This is a genomic window from Haloarcula sp. JP-L23, from assembly GCF_011602445.1.
Taxonomy (GTDB): domain Archaea; phylum Halobacteriota; class Halobacteria; order Halobacteriales; family Haloarculaceae; genus Haloarcula; species Haloarcula pellucida.
The window spans coordinates 69376-86386 of sequence record NZ_CP050015.1; the positions used below are offsets into that span (position 1 = coordinate 69376).

Genomic DNA, 17011 nt, shown 5'->3' on the forward strand with positions numbered 1-17011 from the left:
ACGAGAGAGGTGACGAGCGGATACCCAGACACGACACAGGTCAGAAATAATGGTCAAAACTATCACTGCGGAACAACTCGCGGAGAAGACCGACGCGAACGAACGATTCACACTCATCGACACACGCCCCGAAGACAGCTACGAAGCCTGGCACGTGCGCGACGCAGAGAATGTCCCCTACGACCCAGACGAAGGACTGAGTGAAGATAAACTAAACGGGGTGAACGCATTGGACGCCGGCCAGCCGGTTGTCGCCATCTGTGGCAAGGGCCTGACGTCGACGGCGTTCGCATTCGAACTCGAAGAGTACGGCTACGACGATGTCTCCGCCGTCATTGGCGGCATGGAGGAGTGGAGCAAACTCTACGAGACCGTTCCTATCGAGACAACCAGTGACGATCTCGTCCTTCGACAGATCCAGCGACGAGCGAAGGGCTGTCTCGGCTACGTCGTCGGCTCGAAGGAGGCGGAGGAGGCTGTCGTGGTCGATGCGACCCGTCAGACCGACCAGTTCAAAGTCGCCGCTCAAGACGCCGGGCTCTCCATAACTCGTGTACTCGATACGCACGTCCACGCCGACCACATTTCAGGCAGCCCAGCACTCGCCGACAAGATCGGCGTGCCCTACCACCTCGGCGACACAGCCAGCGAGCGTGGCGTCCAGTACGAATACAAACCACTATCGGATAGAGAGGTCATTGAGGTCGGCGATATCGAAATCGAGGCATTACACACGCCCGGGCACACCTCGGAGATGCTGAACTACCTTGTCGACGGCGAACTCCTGTTGACGGGCGATACGCTGTTCGTCGACTCTGTCGGACGGACCGAACTCCAGTTCGGCGAGGACGACGCCTCGCGTGGAGCGGAACTGCTGTACGACTCGCTCCACGAGACGATCCTCGAACTTCCAGACGACACGACGATCCTGCCGGGCCACCTCACCGTCACGAGCGACGGGCGCTACGAGAACGGCTCACCAGGCGAACCCCTCGAGGCTCGACTCGGGGACCTCCGTAACGAACTCGACTTCCTCGGGCTGGACCGCGAAGCGTTCGTCGAGCGCCTGATTGAGGACGTCCCGGAGAAACCCCCGAACTACGAGGCAGTCATCGCCATCAACACGGGCAAAGACACTGTCGACGACGAGAACGAGGCGACTGAACTCGAACTGGGACCGAATAACTGTGCCGCGTAACAGCACTCGCTCTCCCGTCGCAGTCTCCTCCAGCTGACGGGAGTGACCACCATCGGCGCACTCGCGGCCTGTGGCGGTCAGCTACCGGATTCCGGCGACGGTGAGGATCGTGAGGTGACGCCGCCTCGACAGTTACGGCCGAGCCAGGTACTTCTCTCGACCTCACTGCGGCGTCCGGGACCATTCGGTCAGCCCCCAAAATGTCGACGACCAACTGATAACCATAGGCGAGCACTGATAGACTTAACCAACGAATAGGTGGAATAGCGACCATTTGTTGTTAACAAACTTGGCGTGAGGGTTAGTCTTCGAGGCTCTGTTGAAACCCTCTGCGGTTGATAGGAACGCGTTGCTGAATACAGAGGACGGAGGATGAGTTTCCCAGAGGAGTCCGTTCGGTTCGGCATGGACGAGCGAAACAGGCGAAAGGTACGTTGCATGCCTATTTGGTTGTGTCCGCTTTCCGATCGCCACGAGCTCCGAGCCAGAGTGTCACCGTCCCAGTTATCACGACCATGCCTGCATTGAGGACGAGTAAGAGGAGGCCGCCACTGGCCTTAACAGGCGCTCGTGACAGCAATGTTATTCCCCCGGCAGCTGCGGCCGGGACGAGTGCGAGGGCAGCGACGACGCCGACGAGCGTGTCTTGCCGTTCTTTGTCGGTCGTTACCCCCGCCGCGATACCCGCCGCGGCAGCAGCAACGACGCTGTACCAGCCGGCCGTAATGCGCTCCTCAAGTAGTGGTTTCTCGATGAGGTTCTCCGCAGGTGGGAGAACTCCTGTCATGTTCAGTGTCACCGTCGTCACGATAGCCCCAGCAGTCGCAGCCAACAGACCGACGAACGCGACAAAAGTCCCAAATCCGGCTCGATTCAACCGGTTGGCAGCAATGCCAGCAGAAACGAGTTCCAACGGCGTCAATGCCGGGGCAATGACCATCGCGCCGATGAGGATCGGAATCGAGTTGGTTAGCAGAGCAACGCCAGCAAGCACACCGGACATCGACATCAAAACAAGATACGACGTATCAAGGGCGACCTGTTCGTACTTGTTCTCGCACTTTTCGGTAAGTGAGACTCTAGGAGACATCTCAAAGAAATACGGGCGTGCCGGGTGAAACAATTGCGACGATGCGAGAGTGTCTACTAATGGAACTCCGTCCGTAATATTCCACTCTTAGGCGCCCCATCTACCCTCTGTACCGGTCACGCTGCTTTTGACAGAGAAACGGTAGTCGAGAGCGCTTGTGCAAGATGGAGGGCGCGAATCTTGTAATCCAGATCGTGCTGAAATCATCAGTAACGATACCCGCTTCGGTTTCAGTCTCCCTTCAGTTCAGCCATACACTCGGCGCAAACTTTCATACCACCCTCCCCGGCAAAGTCTTCTTCGCCGTGATCGATTGAGTCGATTAGTTCTTTCGAGATAACATCTGGCGAGATGCTTTGGAGATCGTCCACATCACGGCCGCATCGAGCACATTTGGCCATGTAATGGAGTAACAGGGCCACGGGTTATTATTATTAGCTACGAATCATACCGTCAACGCTGTAGCCTATCGTTACTGATCTGTTGAAATCATCCTCTAAGTCGGCTACGCCTGTTCTGACAATAGCCTGAGACTTCGTTCAGCGTCTGCTACAGAGAAAGCGCGAATCTTGCATGGGAGTCCGTTGGCAAGCTAGGCAAGTCACCTTGACTGTTCGTCCCGGGACTGGGAGCGGTGCTCGGGAGGGTGTGTCCGCAGAGCGTGTCGGGGAGCGACCTGTCGATTACCACTTCACCCGGATTCTCTTCTCGTGGAATCGCTACGGGCCTTTATTGTCGTGCCCGCTCTACTATCGGTATGACACTCGACGTATCCATCCCGGAGCCACCCGATCTCTCGAACCGGGGGCGACCGAGCGGTTTCGACTGGGAAGAATCGGAAACCCTCGGATCCGAGGACTTCTACCGCGAGGATCTCGAGAACCTCCTCCAGGAAGGCGCGTGGCGTGAGGGGTTCGAGGAGTGGGCGGAGTACACGGATCTCGACGAGGAGGAGGTCCGAGTCGTCGACGACCTCGATCTGTTCCAGGCCTTCGACTTCTACCGTGATCCAACGGACGACCACCTCCGCTTCGACGCCCCGACGGTGCCTGAGGACTGGCGCGAGCGCGACGTGACCGAATCGCTCGATTCGAGTTCGGTCTCGGCCATCAACGGCGAATTACATGACCTCGGCCGGGCCGTCCACGAGACACTCCAGAACTACCTCCAGCGGACCCGCGACGCCTCCGACCGGAACGAGGAACCCTTTGGCGAGCGCGAGGAGTAGAGCGAGGTAACGGAGGAACGCGGGCGGTAGTAGGGTGGGCGTTGGTGAGGCGGAGGGTGGAGTGGCGGACGGTGGTGAGCCGAGCGGTGGATTGGCGGGCGTTGGTGGGGTCAAGAAGCTCCAGAAGGTGGTCCGGGATGAAACCCTAACCGTAGCTAAATCCACCGAATACCGCGCGCGAACTACATGGGTCGTGCTCCCGAGCCATTGGCGACTCAGGAGCCCTCTCGATCCAAGCGGTCTACACCCAGCAGTGGGAACCGAAGACCAGCAACAGCGCCAGGGCCGCCGGGATCGCGTCCGTCGGCGGCTGAATCGTTTTCCTGGTCATGGGGAGTGGCTTCGAGATCTGGGTCAGTCGGGAGGGGAAGTTCGACCCACATCTCCGATAGGCAGCCCTACTGTTCCGCCTGAATCCCCTACCATGATATATGGCAGATGATAAACAGGGCCGAGATGAGCAAGCGGATGCAAGAGGAGGCACGTACCCGCGCCGATGAAGAAGAGCCGATGCGCGTCGACTCTGGTGAGGGGCTTGGTGATCTTGATGAAGCGCTCAAATCGCACGACTATCCAGCCACGACAAATGAGTTGGTTGAGGCCTATGGCGATTATGAACTTGAAACTCAGGGCGGCAAGAAATCCCTGGAGGACGTGCTCGCTTCAACTGATGACGAAATATATGACTCAGCCGAGGACGTTCACAGACGGCTACTGGGACTCATAGGGCGATAGCACAACAGCCCAACACACTCATCTCACAAATTGGACCGCCCGTGCTGAGATAAACTCCGTCTGTGGTTACCTCTCTGCTGAATCCACTCTCTGTATCCCGCACGCTGTTGCTACCAGAACCCGAGTAGGTTCGGCGACCATGCTGCATACAGGGCGCGAATCGGTCGCTAGCCAGTTGTCATCTAACGAGGTGAATGAATAATAGAGACCGGAATTGAACATGCAAGCAAGTACGTACTTCCAACTATTCCTTGCCTCAATAGGGTGAATCTCCGCTATGGCTCAGTCCTCGCTGTTGCTGTCTGCGTCCCACTCCAACCGGACCTCATGAGTCATTCCCTCCTCGGTTTCTCGGGCCCATTCAGTGATGGAGATGGCGCCCCTCGGAAGGTTGCGTTCGACGACGGTTCCCTTGCTCGTTGGCCGCGTTCCCTCGAATCGGTCGGTGAGGTCCTCACGAAGGCGCCAGAGATACGTCGCTGCCTCGTCGCGGGTCATCTCGGTATCCATTACTGAAGACTCCTCCCGCTCGTCGACGGTTGCGTCGGCATGGGCATGGCCGACTGCGTTGACCGCAGCACCGAGCAACAATATGACCGCGCTGAAGTACAGCCAGGTGACCAACAGGAGGATGCTTGCGATGAGAGTCCCGCCGCCGCTGCCGCTCAGGGAGACGTACACCTGGAACAGCACTTGCAAGATCGTCCAACCGACGGCCCCGACGATCGTCCCTGAAAGCACTTCCCGTGGCGACACGTCGATGTTTGGAAACAGGTAGTACATCGGGAAAAACACGCCACAGAGACCGACGATCAGTAGCAGAGGGACCACGAGCCCAATGAAGGGGACTGACGAGAAGAATGCGACGACGGTAGTCGTGCCGACCATCGCGATGACGCCCAGCGTGAGGGTGAAAAGTACCACAAGGCTCTTCTTGATCTGGCCGAGGAACGATCCCCGGGCGGTTGTCTCATAGATCTCCGAGAACGCCGTATCGAGCCCACGGAATACCTTTATCGCCCCCCAGACAAGGGTGAGCACCCCGATGAGAGAGGCACTGATCGTCGAGTTGGGGCCGGCGTCGCGTTGCTCTTCGATCATCACCTCGAGCACGCCACCGACCGATGGAGAGACGCTTTCGGTCGCCACCTCGATTATCTGCTGCTGTAGTTCGGGCGCGCCCAACACGGAAACCCCGAGGAGGAAGAACATGACCAGTGGAACGAGTGAGACGAACGCGCTGTAGGCGATACTTCCGGCGAGAAACGTCACGTTCTCTTCACTGAAGACGCGCATAACGGGTTTCGCTCGCGAGACAGCAGACTGGATATCCATGGTTCACACATCGCATGTGAGCATTGTAACGACGGGGGTCATACAACTTGGCCAGCGCAATTTAAACATCCAAAAAGTGAAACGTCCCCGTTTCCCTGCTAAGTATAGCCTCTATATTCAGCAGTCCGTTCATCTCGGAATCACGGACATTTGCCCCTCTCGTGTGAAATGGCGAGGCTTCGCTCCAGATTGTGAACGATGCACTTGATGACGAGTTCGCGGAACTGCTTCCACCAGAGGCGTGACCGAACGAATGCACCGAATTTCTGTTTGATCGCTGCATTGACTGTCTCGTTCATATTCCGTCTATGATAAATATCGTTGTCCAGTCGTGCATTCCACGCCGTGTGGAGTGGGGTAAACTCCCGGTGCTTTATGAGCGGCCGAATATCGTGATTTCGGGCGAGCTGCCGGATCTTCTGGTCGTCGTATCCCTTGTCACCGGTCAACACCTCGATGGACGCTGCGTTCCGTTTCACCACCTGTGGTGCAATCTGCGTATCGTATTTTCGTGTCGTCGTCACGTGAACATCGAACACGGCGTTGGTTGCTGTATCGACTAATAGCGTTGTCTTCAACTGCTGGATGGAGCGATTCGTTCGCTTCGTGTAGTGAGTTGATGCATGCGCCCGATCAAACCCGGATGCATCGATACCGGTGACACCGTTTAGCGGCAAGTCCGCAAGTGAAACGTTCAGCAGAACCCGCCAGACGGCCATCTCCAAGCGGGCGAACGCCTTACAGAGTGTCGAGGGTGCGGGGATCGAATCGAGATTGAGGGCGTCTCGAATCCGAGGCATCTCGATGAGTTCGTCAACGGGGTCGCGGTACGTGGTCGTTTTCTTTACTTTCAGACAAAGCAAGACGACGTGTTGGCGAAGCGTGAACCGCTTCCGGGAATAGCGGGTTGAAAACCGTTCCACAGTACGGCGAGCCAACACCATAGCGCGTTCAACGAATCGAAGGAGTCGTGACTTCGGGAGAGCATCTATCTTCCCCCAACTACTTACCCGTCGTGTTTGTCAGCAAGGGTTTCAACAGGGCCGTTTGCCACTGTTCTCGGCCAGTTCCTGCTGCCTCTAGATTAGCACCAACCAGTAATCCCATGATCTGAAACTCTGTGAGCGGTAGCTATTTTCCAATTTTTCGTTCATATACTACATGTCATTCAAATTTATTCAGGAGCCCCCTTCCTAATACAGAGTGGATCTTCGGTTTTATTCTATTATAAATATGGTTTAGATTAAGTTTAGTATCCAGATAGTGGTTTATAGAAGCACCATATTCGGAAAGTGTATTCTTCCAGACACAAGCAGGCTCTAAACAGCGTCAGACGCGAGAGAATCAACGGTTCGCTATCGGAGATGCTCGTAGCCCCACTCGTCCAGCACCGCAGCCATATCCTCCGGATTGCGTCGTGCGACCTCGATGTACGCCTCGCGGATGTCTGTCACCGGGACGTTCCCCGGACTCATGCCGAGTTCGTCGGCGACGGCACGGCGAACCTCGTCTTCGAGCTCTTGAAACTCGTCGCGAGCGAAGATGGCGAGTTCGTGCGTACGGTCCTCTTTGACGGTCTGGCGGCGGACGGTGTAGGGAATCCCCGTGGTCGTACTCGACGTGCTGGTGTCGCTGTCCGTCGTCGCTGAGGCCCTGGTGTCGGCGTCCTCCGAGTCGCTATCAGCGTCGTCGGGGTCGCTGTCGGGTTCGTCATCGACGAACAGATCACTTCCCGGTCCTTCTTTCATCCCCGCGATCAGGTGGTCACCTCCTCGATGGCGCCGGGTTCCGGCGGATTCGGTGCCTCGATACCAGTCTGCTCTTCAAATACGCCCGTTCGGTCAAATATACAACCAATTATCCTCACTCTGGTTCCGTATCAAGTTTTTATATCGTCATATTTGCGAATTATATATCTATATATTCCACATTATGTAGATAATTATATGTTCTGTTCATAATTGAGGTGAATTAAATCTGTCAGACAGTTTCACTTGGCTCGACAGCGTCGATTCAGTTCCACATCGCCGAGAATCGCTGGTTTTTGGGCCGTGATTCATTGCCGCAGGTGTGGTCAGCAATGGTTTTATTATATCATCACACACAGCTCTATCCGTCATGCAAGTAGGCGTATTAACCGTCCCGTTAGCCAGTGAACCACTTACAGATTCCCTGTCCTATCTCGACGGCATCGGTGTCGACGCCGTGGAGTTGGGCTGTGGTGGCTATCCGGGCGACGACCATCTCTCGCGCGAGGCGTACCTCGGCGACGAGGACGCACAGGCCGACCTGCACCACCTGTTGGACGAGTACGGGATGGACGTGAGCGCGCTGGCGACGCACAACAACCCGCTCCACCCCGACGAGGAGCGGGCGGCCGAAGCGGACACGGAACTGCGGGAGGCCATCGAACTGGCCGACCAACTCGGCGTCGACACGGTCACCTGCTTCTCCGGACTCCCCGCTGGCGGACCAAACGACGAAGTGCCCAACTGGGTGACCGCGCCGTGGCCCAGCGAACACGCCGACGCCCACGAGTACCAGTGGGAGGTCGCCGTCGAGTACTGGTCTGACCTCGCCGAACACGCCGCCGCCCACGACGTCGACGTCGCCATCGAGATGCACCCCAACATGCTCGTCTACGAGCCACACGGAATGCTCGAACTCAGGGAGGCGACGAACGAGCACATCGGCGCGAACTTCGACCCCTCGCACCTCTACTGGCAGGGCATCGACGTCACCGCCGCCATCCGACTGCTCGGCGACCACGACGCCATCCATCACTTCCACGCCAAAGACACCAAAGTCTACGAGGACAAGGCCCGCGAGAAGGGCGTCCTCGATACGACCGGCTACACCGAAGAAGCGGACCGCTCGTGGCTGTTCCGCTCCATCGGCTACGGCCACGGCGAACAACACTGGAAAGACGTCGTCTCGACCCTGCGGATGGTCGGCTACGATGGCGCGCTCTCCATCGAACACGAGGACTCGCTCACCAGCGCCCGCGAAGGGCTAGAGAAAGCCGTCGACGTACTCGACCGTGCGGTCTTCGAAACGCAACCCGGCGACGCCTACTGGGCCGAATAACTACGACCAATGACAACTGAACCACTCGACATCGGCGTACTGGGGTATCGCTTCATGGGCAAGGCGCACGCGAACGCGTTCGCGCGCTTACCCATGTTCTTCGAGGACGCGCCCGAACTCAACCGCGACGTACTGGTCGGGCGCGACGAGGAAGCGCTCGAAGACGCCGCAGACAGCCTCGGGTTCGCGCGGACGGCGACCGATTGGCGCGAGGTGATAGACGACGTGGACGTGTTCTACAACCTCGGGCCGAATCACGTCCACGCCGAGCCGTCTATCGCGGCGTTGGAAGCCGGCACGCCGGTCTTCTGCGAGAAGCCGCTCGCGCCGACGCTCGACGGTGCGGAGTCGATGGCAGCGGCCGCCGCGGGCGCGGACGTACCGGCGGGTGTCGCGTTCAACTACCGGTTCATCCCGGCCATCCAGTACGCGAAGAACCTCATCGACGCAGGGGAGTTAGGCGAGATTCGGCACTTCCGCGGGCGGTACCTACAGGACTGGCTGACCGACCCGGAAGCGCCGTGGTCGTGGCGCAACGACGAAGAGATGGCCGGCAGCGGTGCGCTCGGTGATTTGGGCGCGCACACGGTGGACTTAGCGCGGTTCCTCGTCGGCGACATCGCCGAACTAAGTGGGCACCTCCGGACGTTCGTCGAGGAGCGACCGATGGTCGAGAGCGACGAGACGCGGCCGGTCACAGTCGACGACGCGTACTCGGCACAGGTGGCCTTCGAGAACGGCGTGATGGGGACGCTGGAAGCCTCGCGGTTCGCCAACGGCCACAAGAACGACCACACCATAGAGATTGAGGGGACGAAGGGAAGCCTCCGGTTCTCGCTCGAACGGCTGAACGAACTGGAACTGTTGCGCGAGGACGGGCGCGGCTTCGAGACCATCCTGATGACCGACGCGGAGGACCCATACGTCGAACACTGGTGGCCGCCGGGCCACGTCATCGGGTGGGAGCACACGTTCGTCCACGAGAACTACGAGTTCCTCTCGGCGGTCGCCGAAGACGTCGCCTACGAGCCCAGCTTCGCCGACGGACTGGCCGTCCAGCGAGTACTCGACGCCGTCGAGCGAAGCGACAGCGATGGCGAGTGGGTCGACGTGCCGTAGGCGAGAAAGGAACTGTTGGAAACGTTTTAATAGTTGGAGGGACGAAGAAAAAGTGGATACTCAGAACGAGTGTCCACGGTGACGATACCCCCGACTCGTCAGTCATGGGTTCGGTGCTGTCAGTCCACCGTCCGTCACCCCCCACCACTTCACCACCGTTTTCATCGAGTTACGGCACGAGCGACCGCTAGTTTCGAAGCCGACCACGGGGTGATATCGTATCGGCGGATCATAACGACGAACGCGTCGGAGAAGTGGTGATACGGTGCGGGTCAGCGGACAGATCTATCGAATCGACCGTCGTAGGCAGTCACTCCTTGACTGCTCCTTTGGTCAATCCGGAGATGATGTACCGCTGAGTCACCAGCAGGAACACCGCGACAGGTGCGATAGTAATGACGATACCGGCCGAAAGTTCGTTCCACGCGATGTTGTACTGGCCGACGAACTCGGTAGTGGCGACGGGCAGTGTCTTCGCCTCTGTCCGGGTCAGGACGAGTGCAAAAAAGTACTCGTTCCACGTCAGGATGAAGCTGATGATGGCGGCGGCGCCGATACCCGGTTTGATGAGCGGGAGGTAGATGTGATAGAACGTCTGGAGGTGGGTCGCGCCGTCGACCTCCGCGGCTTCACCGAGGCTGTCGGGGATGTCGTCGATGAACCCACGGGTGAACCAGACGATGAGCGGAAGCGTGAACACGGCGTACACCAGACCGAGCCAGAGACTGCTGTCCAGCGACCCGAGTGCGCGGAAGATGTTGAAGTACGGGATGGTCGCGACGATGGGCGGGAGCATAAAGATAGAGAGGAAGAAAAATCCCAGATGGTGGTCGAGGTTCAGTCCGAAATCATACCGAACGATGACGTACGTCGCGGGGATTCCCAGTAGCAAACCGACGACGACGGCGATGAGCGTCGCGACGAGACTGTTGACGACGTAGTCGAAGTACGCGCCCTGAATCAGGATGGACTCGTACGCGTCAAGCGTGACTGTCTCTGGAATCCATATCGGTGGGAGTCGGAACGAGGCGCGTGTCGTCATAACCGACCGGGTGAGTATCCAGTAGATGGGGAACACCGCCACGAACGTCGCGAGTGCGACGAATAGCGTTCCGATTCTATCGAGCAATGCGTCCGTATCGATTGGGGATGTCGTACTCATAGTTATCTCGCCTCGTTGACTCGTGAGAGTGCGGCGATGAACACGTTGCCCACGAGGATAATGAACACCAGGAACAGGAACGACATCGCGGCCGCGTTTGCGGTGTTGAGGAACGAGAATGCGTTCTCGTAGATGAGCATCGTGAGCGTCTTCGTCGACCCGCCGGGGCCACCGCCGGTCATCGCAAATATCTTGTCACCGCCCTTGAATGCCATGATGAGGCGGATGAGCGCTGTCACGAGCAACACGGGGTACAACTGCGGAAGGATGATGTATCGGAATCGCTGGAGGCGGGTCGCACCGTCTATCTTGGCCGCCTCAATGAGGCTCACCGGAATCGTCTGGAGGCCAGCGTACACCAGCACGAACACGAACGGTGTCCACTGCCAGATATCGGCGACGACGACGGTCACCATCGCCAGTTGCGGGTCACTGAGCCACACCTGTTCCGGTAGACCGATAGTGCCGAACAGATAGTTGACGATACCGAGGTTCGAACTGAAGAACCACCGGAACATCAGCCCGACGGCGAACGTACTCAGCACCATCGGCAACAGAAGAACGGTCTGGACCGACCGCTCGAACCGGTCGACGGAGTTGTAGGCCATCGCGAGCGCCGTCCCGAAGAGGAGTTCGAGGCCGACCGACGGCACCGCGAACAACAGCGTCGCGACGACGGCGTCGTGGAACGAGGGGCTGAGAATCACGTCGACGTAGTTCTCTAGCCCGACGAACGCGCCGCCGACGCCCTCCGAGAGACTCAATCTGAGGAGGAACACCATCGGGTAGACGATCCACGCGACGGCGTAGAGGAACGCCGGCAGGACCATCCCGTACTTGAATACGGTCCGACGGTCGACAGACTGCCACGTGACCCCGGTGAGCGACGGGAGTGTGCGTGTCGACATCGGCCTCAGTAGCCCTGTTCGTCCAGGAGTTGGCGGGTGTCGTCGGCGGCGTTCGACAGGGCTTTCTGTGGCTCCATACCCTGGGTAATCGACCGTGTCAGCCACTTCTGCATCGTGCTGGACCACTCGAAGTAGCCCTTGATTTTCGGTCGGCCGATGCCGTACTCCGTAAGGCCCTCGTACAGTGCTTGGAAGAACGCGGGCGAGGTCTGGAACACCTCGTTGCCCGACTGAGTGAGGTGGTCGTACGCGGACTGACGACTCGGCTGAGCCCCGTAGCGAGCGCGCTCTATCTGGACCTCCGTGCTGGAGAGCCACTCGATGAACCGCCACGCGGCGCGTTTCTTCTGTGAGTTCTTCGGGATGGCGAGCGACCACGTCCCGTAGTGTGGGCGTCGGAGCATGGTTCCGGAGACGTCGGACCCTGGGTACGGGGCGTACCCCACCTTACCCGCGACTTCTGACTGTTCGGGGTCGTTCGCGACGCGGGCGGTACTGGAGAACGCCTGTCCGGTGGCAAGACGTCCCTGAATGAAGTTCTGCGTGACGTCCGTCCAGTCCCAACTCGTGACGCCGTCGGGCGTGTAGTCCGCTTCGACGAGTTCCTTGTAGTACTTCAGCGTATCTACGGCGGTCTGGTTGTCGAAGACGGGGTTCCACGATTCGCTGATACCGAAGGGTGCCTCCTCAATGGTCTCACCCTCGAAGAAGCGACCGCCGCGGGCGTACAGCATGCTCTTCCACTCGACGAGGAGCGATTCGTGCTCTTTGGCCATCATCGCCATGCCGTAGAGGTTCTGGTCGGGGTCAGTCAGTTCTCGTGCGACCCGCTGGTAGTCTGCGAGGGTCTGTGGCGGCGAGAGTCCGGCCTCGTCGTACAGATCTTTCCGGTAGTACAGTGTGAGGACGTTGGGCTGATACGGGATGCCCATTATATTGCCCGCGTCGAGATTCAGGTAGTCGTCCGGGGTTCCCCAGACGACGGTGTCGTCCCAGACGCGCTGGAGGAAGTCAGACTGGGGCAAGTCACTCTGGGCGAGGCGGTCGTTCAGCGGCTGGATCCAGTCGTTACTGACGAACGCGGGCCAGTACGGGACGTCTACGTCGATGACGTCGTAGCTCCCGGAGGAGCCTTCGAGTGAGGTGAACTGTTTGGAGATGAGGTCACCGTAGGGCGCCGTCTCTAAGTTGACGGTTATGCCCGTCTCCTCCTCGAACTGCGGGAGTACTTGCCGGGTCGCCTCCGCCTGCGCGGCGGCGTACTCCAGCATGTTGATAGTCGTCCCCGCGAGGTCGTCGTCGCCGCCGTCGGTCACGGTTCCGCCCGTCTCCGTCCCTCCACCGTCGCCACCGCCGCCACCGTCCCCACCGTCTCCCCAACCGATACACCCCGAAAGGAGTGCGGCCGCGCCGACGGCGCCGCCTTTCAGGAACGTCCGGCGGTGGCTGACGGTAGTCCTCGTCGTACTCTCTACTGTGTGCTGGCTGTCACTGCGACGCATACCTAAATGGTATTAATAATAGTATATAATATTTTGGGTGGTGTTCGAGACCCCTTGGTAAATATTTAAATACTGTGAGTGGACATCTCATACGTGCGATGGTTCGACTAGGCATCAACACTTGGCTGTACGCTAGTTTCCCAGTGTGGACACCGAGTTACACGCTGGAAGACGCGATCAACCACGTCGACGACGCAGGGTTCGACTCAATCGAGTTCGGCGCCGCGTCGCCACACGCGTGGCCGCAGTACATGAACGACGAACGACAGGCATCGATTCAGGAACGACTGGACGCGAGCGACCTGACGGTGTCGAGCATCTGCCCGGCACTGGGCGGTGGGCCCGGCCCCAACCCAGCTAGCCCGCTCGAAGCAGAACGTGAAGCGGCCCGCGAGCACTACATGGGCTGTCTCGACGTCGCCGAGGCCTTCGATAGCGACACCGTCATCTGGGTCGGTGGGTGGCGGTTGCAGGGGCAACGCTTCGAAGACGCGTGGGCCAACCAGCGTGGCATCCTCGAGGACGTTCTCGACGCTGCCGAGAAAAGCGGCAAGACGATAGCTATCGAGGCCAACGCTGCCGACGTCAACCTCATCGAGACGACCCAACAGCAGTTGCGGCTGCTGGAGGAGATCGACTCCCCAAGCGCGGCGGCGATGATGGACACCGCACACGCCGCCCACCGCGGAGAGTCCCCGGCCGCATACGTCGAGGAACTGGGCGATGACCTCGCCCACCTGCACCTGGCCGACACCGACAGGCTCCCGCCGGGTGAAGGTGACCTCTCTTTCCGCGCGATGTTCGACAAGTTGGACGACATCGGCTACGACGGTCACTACACGGCAGAGATATTCGGCGGCCATCTCGACCCCGACGAGGCGGCACTGACCACTCGCCAGAACCTCTCCGCGATGCTGGAGTGACCCATGGCGTCTGTCACTGTCGACCGGATGACGAAGGTGTACGACGACGACGGTGCAGACATCGTCGCCGTCTCTGACCTCGACATCGAGATACGTGACGGCGAGTTCCTCGTCCTCGTCGGCCCGTCGGGCTGTGGGAAGTCGACGACCCTGCGGTGTATCGCTGGCCTCGAATCGGTGAGTGAGGGAACCATCGCTATCGGCGACAACGTGGTCACGGGCAAGAGTCCCCGTGAGCGTAACATCGCGATGGTGTTCCAGAACTACGCGCTGTACCCCCACATGACCGCTCGGGAAAACATGTCGTTCGGATTGAGGATGTCCGGCGAGTACACCGACCGCGAAATCGCGGACCGCGTCGAGTCCGCAGCCGAGGTGATGGGTATCGAACCGTTACTGGAGAAGCGGCCGGGGGAACTCTCCGGTGGCCAGCAACAACGGGTCGCGCTCGGACGGGCTATCGTCCGCGACCCGGCGGTGTTCCTGATGGACGAGCCGTTGTCGAATCTGGACGCGAAGCTCCGGACGCAGATGCGGACCGAACTCCAGAGCCTCCAGTCAGAACTGGGGACGACGACAATCTACGTGACCCACGACCAGACAGAGGCGATGACGATGGCGGACCGAATAGCCATCCTCAACGACGGCGAGCTGCAGCAGATAGGGTCGCCGCTGGAGTGTTACTATGCGCCGGCAAACCGATTCGTCGCGGGCTTCATCGGGTCGCCATCGATGAACTTCCTCGACGTGACCGTCGACGGCGAGACGCTCAGGCACGATTCCTTCACCCTCCCGGTCACGCCGTCGCTTACCGACACGGTCAGTGGGATGCAGTCAGTCACGCTCGGTATCAGGCCCGAAGACGTCACGCTGGAGAGAGGTCCGACCGAAGACGCCGACGCGATCGAGGCGACAGTCGACGTCGTGGAACCGATGGGTGACCTCTCGTACGTCTATCTGACCGTCGGCGGGACGGATATTACCGCGACAGTCGAGGGCGAGCGGGTGTTCACCGCCGGCGAGACTGTCACGATGCGGTTCCCGGACGACCGACTCCACCTCTTCGAGACGGAGACGGGCGAAGCGATGCGGACGCGGACCGTCCCCGAAGACAGGTCGGTTCAGGGCGACGGAATCGCAGGCTGACCCACGTCAGTTTTTGAGATGGTCCCGTAATCTGAAGCGATACAGATTCCCGACGCAGGCGCAGTTCGTCCTAACGGACCGCATGAGGAACGCGCATCGTAGCTACCTCTGAGACGGAATAGTCGGACTGTAGAATCTGATAGAGCAGGGGTTCGCGAGCAGCGAATGGCTGTCAAGGGACCACACAGGCACAGGAATGCGTGACATGACCGGACGCCTCCGTGATAGTACATCAGTCCAGTGAAACTATGCCCCGACAAACCATGCTAGTCGTTTCCTCGCTGAGAACACTGTCGTGTAGTTCGCTTCGAGCGGAAGGTAGTGTGTCGTGGGAGGGGCGAGTGTCGCTGCCATCTCAGAGGTGATGAATAACGTAAGTACATGTGTTAGTATGACTGTCGGACCCCACTCGAAGCCGGATAACGAACGTACCAATGTTACGGGGGAGAGGAGAGGTTGGTAAGTGGCGTTCGCTGGGTGTAAAAACGGTGGCAGAAGGTCCCGGAGAGGCGTTACTGGTCGAAGTAGACCGTAATCTCTTCTGGGGGGCCGGTCTGGAAGTACGTCGGATACAGGTCGAGGAGGTTCTCGCGGTGGATCGGGAGGACGCCCGAGGCGATGAATGGAGGGGTACTGTTCGCCAGCAGCGAATTGGCTATCATGTCCGCCTCGATTCGGCCCTGCTGATAGGGGAACTGGGCACCAGTCGCTTTGATCGGACCGTCCTTGGCGATGTTGGTCGCCGTGTCGGTACTGAGCCCCGTCGTGGTAATGGCGAGGTCGTCCATGCCGCTATCGAGTGCCGCGTCGGCTGCCTGGGTGCCGGGCGGGTCGCCCCAGCTGACGAAAAGGCCGTCGAGGTCCGGGTTCGTCGCGAGGAGGTCGCTCGCGATGTCGTAGACCTCGTCCGGGTCGGTGAACCCTTCCTCGGCGACGATGGTCACGTCTTCGGCCGGTTCGAGGATGTCACGGACGCCCTGTTCGCGGGCAGAAGTGACGTAGAAGGGGGCGTCGAAGGTGATGAGTCCGACGGTCCCCGATCCGACTCTGTCGCGGAGGAACCGGCCAGCGAAGATGCCAAGTCCCTGATTGTCCGAGGAGACGGTGCCCGCGTAGTCGTCGGGGTGTTTGAACCCCTGCGGGACGTTGTCGATGAAGACGATTTTCGTTCCGGCGGCGGCGACGTTGCGGTACGCCTTTGCGGTGGCGATCTGGTCGATGGGGATGGAGACGAGGGCGTCGACATCTTTCGCCGCGATCCGGTTGAGAATGTCGACCTGCTTTCTCGCGTCGAACTCCGACCCGTAGATGCCCTCAACGCTGATTCCGAGGTCCTCGAAGCGCGTGGTCAGGCCGTCCAGCTGGAGTCGAACGTAGTCTGTCTTGAGATAGTGGAACACGATGGCGACGGTGTAGTCCGACGCCCGAAGGCGCTCGATGTCCTGTTGGGAGAGGACCACGTCCTCTGCCGGTGACGGTTCGGCCCCCTTCGGACCTTTGCCGACTGGGTTACCGGACAGAATCGTTCTCATTGTCAACAACCAGTTCGCGGTCGGTAATAGTATTTGTGGACACCAC

General features: G+C 59.4%; 15 protein-coding genes. 7 read left to right on the forward strand and 8 right to left on the reverse strand.

Annotated features, from left to right (window positions below; genetic code table 11):
- Positions 1 to 49: 49 nt before the first annotated feature.
- Positions 50 to 1198, forward strand: a complete 1149-nt coding sequence (locus G9465_RS19135; RefSeq protein WP_166973244.1) for an MBL fold metallo-hydrolase — start codon at positions 50 to 52, stop codon at positions 1196 to 1198.
- 442 nt (positions 1199 to 1640) lie between these two features.
- Here G9465_RS19135 and G9465_RS19140 read toward each other — a convergent pair whose 3' ends face one another.
- The gene (locus G9465_RS19140; protein ID WP_166973246.1) at positions 1641 to 2288 is read right to left on the reverse strand and encodes a DUF389 domain-containing protein; all 648 of its coding nucleotides are present in this window, start codon (positions 2286 to 2288) and stop codon (positions 1641 to 1643) included.
- Positions 2289 to 3045: 757 nt separating this feature from the next.
- On the opposite strand from G9465_RS19140, the gene G9465_RS19145 reads away from it, so the two are divergent.
- Positions 3046 to 3516, forward strand: coding sequence for a hypothetical protein (locus G9465_RS19145; RefSeq protein ID WP_193571757.1), 471 nt, complete (start codon positions 3046 to 3048; stop codon positions 3514 to 3516).
- A gap of 456 nt (positions 3517 to 3972) precedes the next feature.
- Positions 3973 to 4251, forward strand: coding sequence for a hypothetical protein (locus G9465_RS19150; RefSeq protein WP_394353990.1), 279 nt, complete (start codon positions 3973 to 3975; stop codon positions 4249 to 4251).
- Between the two features lie 282 nt (positions 4252 to 4533).
- On the opposite strand, the gene G9465_RS19155 is transcribed toward G9465_RS19150, so the two are convergent.
- The 3 genes from G9465_RS19155 to G9465_RS19165 all read right to left on the reverse strand — a co-directional run bounded on the left by G9465_RS19155 (position 4534) and on the right by G9465_RS19165 (position 7334).
- Positions 4534 to 5586: a YihY/virulence factor BrkB family protein gene (locus G9465_RS19155; RefSeq protein WP_166973248.1), complete on the reverse strand. Its 1053-nt coding sequence runs from the start codon at positions 5584 to 5586 to the stop codon at positions 4534 to 4536.
- Between the two features lie 140 nt (positions 5587 to 5726).
- Entirely contained in the window at positions 5727 to 6578 is an 852-nt protein-coding gene (locus G9465_RS19160) for an IS5 family transposase (RefSeq protein WP_166974247.1), read from the reverse strand.
- Between the two features lie 363 nt (positions 6579 to 6941).
- On the reverse strand, positions 6942 to 7334 hold the full coding sequence (locus G9465_RS19165) for a hypothetical protein (RefSeq protein ID WP_227015803.1): 393 nt from the start codon (positions 7332 to 7334) through the stop codon (positions 6942 to 6944).
- Between the two features lie 370 nt (positions 7335 to 7704).
- On the opposite strand from G9465_RS19165, the gene G9465_RS19170 reads away from it, so the two are divergent.
- Positions 7705 to 8673, forward strand: coding sequence for a sugar phosphate isomerase/epimerase (locus G9465_RS19170; RefSeq protein WP_166973250.1), 969 nt, complete (start codon positions 7705 to 7707; stop codon positions 8671 to 8673).
- 9 nt (positions 8674 to 8682) lie between these two features.
- Positions 8683 to 9792, forward strand: a complete 1110-nt coding sequence (locus tag G9465_RS19175) for a Gfo/Idh/MocA family protein (protein WP_166973252.1) — start codon at positions 8683 to 8685, stop codon at positions 9790 to 9792.
- A 310-nt stretch (positions 9793 to 10102) separates the two neighbouring features.
- Here the strand turns inward: G9465_RS19175 and G9465_RS19180 are convergent, their stop codons facing one another.
- The 3 genes from G9465_RS19180 to G9465_RS19190 are packed head-to-tail and all read right to left on the reverse strand — an operon-like array spanning position 10103 to position 13364.
- The gene (locus G9465_RS19180) at positions 10103 to 10954 is read right to left on the reverse strand and encodes a carbohydrate ABC transporter permease (RefSeq protein ID WP_166973254.1); all 852 of its coding nucleotides are present in this window, start codon (positions 10952 to 10954) and stop codon (positions 10103 to 10105) included.
- A 2-nt stretch (positions 10955 to 10956) separates the two neighbouring features.
- On the reverse strand, positions 10957 to 11862 hold the full coding sequence (locus tag G9465_RS19185; protein WP_166973256.1) for a carbohydrate ABC transporter permease: 906 nt from the start codon (positions 11860 to 11862) through the stop codon (positions 10957 to 10959).
- A gap of 5 nt (positions 11863 to 11867) precedes the next feature.
- Entirely contained in the window at positions 11868 to 13364 is a 1497-nt protein-coding gene (locus G9465_RS19190) for an ABC transporter substrate-binding protein (RefSeq protein WP_166973258.1), read from the reverse strand.
- 98 nt (positions 13365 to 13462) lie between these two features.
- Between G9465_RS19190 and G9465_RS19195 the strand changes: the two genes are divergently transcribed.
- Both G9465_RS19195 and G9465_RS19200 read left to right on the forward strand, forming a co-directional pair.
- Positions 13463 to 14287, forward strand: coding sequence for a sugar phosphate isomerase/epimerase (locus G9465_RS19195; RefSeq protein WP_166973260.1), 825 nt, complete (start codon positions 13463 to 13465; stop codon positions 14285 to 14287).
- Between the two features lie 3 nt (positions 14288 to 14290).
- Entirely contained in the window at positions 14291 to 15433 is a 1143-nt protein-coding gene (locus G9465_RS19200; protein ID WP_166973262.1) for an ABC transporter ATP-binding protein, read from the forward strand.
- Between the two features lie 512 nt (positions 15434 to 15945).
- Here the strand turns inward: G9465_RS19200 and G9465_RS19205 are convergent.
- The gene (locus G9465_RS19205) at positions 15946 to 16965 is read right to left on the reverse strand and encodes a substrate-binding domain-containing protein (RefSeq protein WP_166973264.1); all 1020 of its coding nucleotides are present in this window, start codon (positions 16963 to 16965) and stop codon (positions 15946 to 15948) included.
- Positions 16966 to 17011 lie beyond the last annotated feature (46 nt).

Excerpts from the sequence above, each read along its gene's own strand:
- G9465_RS19190 (WP_166973258.1), bottom strand. The coding sequence starts at position 13,364 with ATGCGTCGCAGTGACAGCCAGCACACAGTAGAGAGTACGACGAGGACT.
- G9465_RS19185 (WP_166973256.1), bottom strand. The coding sequence starts at position 11,862 with ATGTCGACACGCACACTCCCGTCGCTCACCGGGGTCACGTGGCAGTCT.
- G9465_RS19150 (WP_394353990.1), top strand. The coding sequence starts at position 3,973 with ATGAGCAAGCGGATGCAAGAGGAGGCACGTACCCGCGCCGATGAAGAA.
- G9465_RS19170 (WP_166973250.1), top strand. The coding sequence starts at position 7,705 with ATGCAAGTAGGCGTATTAACCGTCCCGTTAGCCAGTGAACCACTTACA.
- G9465_RS19205 (WP_166973264.1), bottom strand. The coding sequence starts at position 16,965 with ATGAGAACGATTCTGTCCGGTAACCCAGTCGGCAAAGGTCCGAAGGGG.
- G9465_RS19195 (WP_166973260.1), top strand. The coding sequence starts at position 13,463 with ATGGTTCGACTAGGCATCAACACTTGGCTGTACGCTAGTTTCCCAGTG.
- G9465_RS19155 (WP_166973248.1), bottom strand. The coding sequence starts at position 5,586 with ATGGATATCCAGTCTGCTGTCTCGCGAGCGAAACCCGTTATGCGCGTC.
- G9465_RS19165 (WP_227015803.1), bottom strand. The coding sequence starts at position 7,334 with ATGAAAGAAGGACCGGGAAGTGATCTGTTCGTCGATGACGAACCCGAC.
- G9465_RS19200 (WP_166973262.1), top strand. The coding sequence starts at position 14,291 with ATGGCGTCTGTCACTGTCGACCGGATGACGAAGGTGTACGACGACGAC.
- G9465_RS19175 (WP_166973252.1), top strand. The coding sequence starts at position 8,683 with ATGACAACTGAACCACTCGACATCGGCGTACTGGGGTATCGCTTCATG.
- G9465_RS19145 (WP_193571757.1), top strand. The coding sequence starts at position 3,046 with ATGACACTCGACGTATCCATCCCGGAGCCACCCGATCTCTCGAACCGG.
- G9465_RS19180 (WP_166973254.1), bottom strand. The coding sequence starts at position 10,954 with ATGAGTACGACATCCCCAATCGATACGGACGCATTGCTCGATAGAATC.
- G9465_RS19135 (WP_166973244.1), top strand. The coding sequence starts at position 50 with ATGGTCAAAACTATCACTGCGGAACAACTCGCGGAGAAGACCGACGCG.
- G9465_RS19140 (WP_166973246.1), bottom strand. The coding sequence starts at position 2,288 with ATGTCTCCTAGAGTCTCACTTACCGAAAAGTGCGAGAACAAGTACGAA.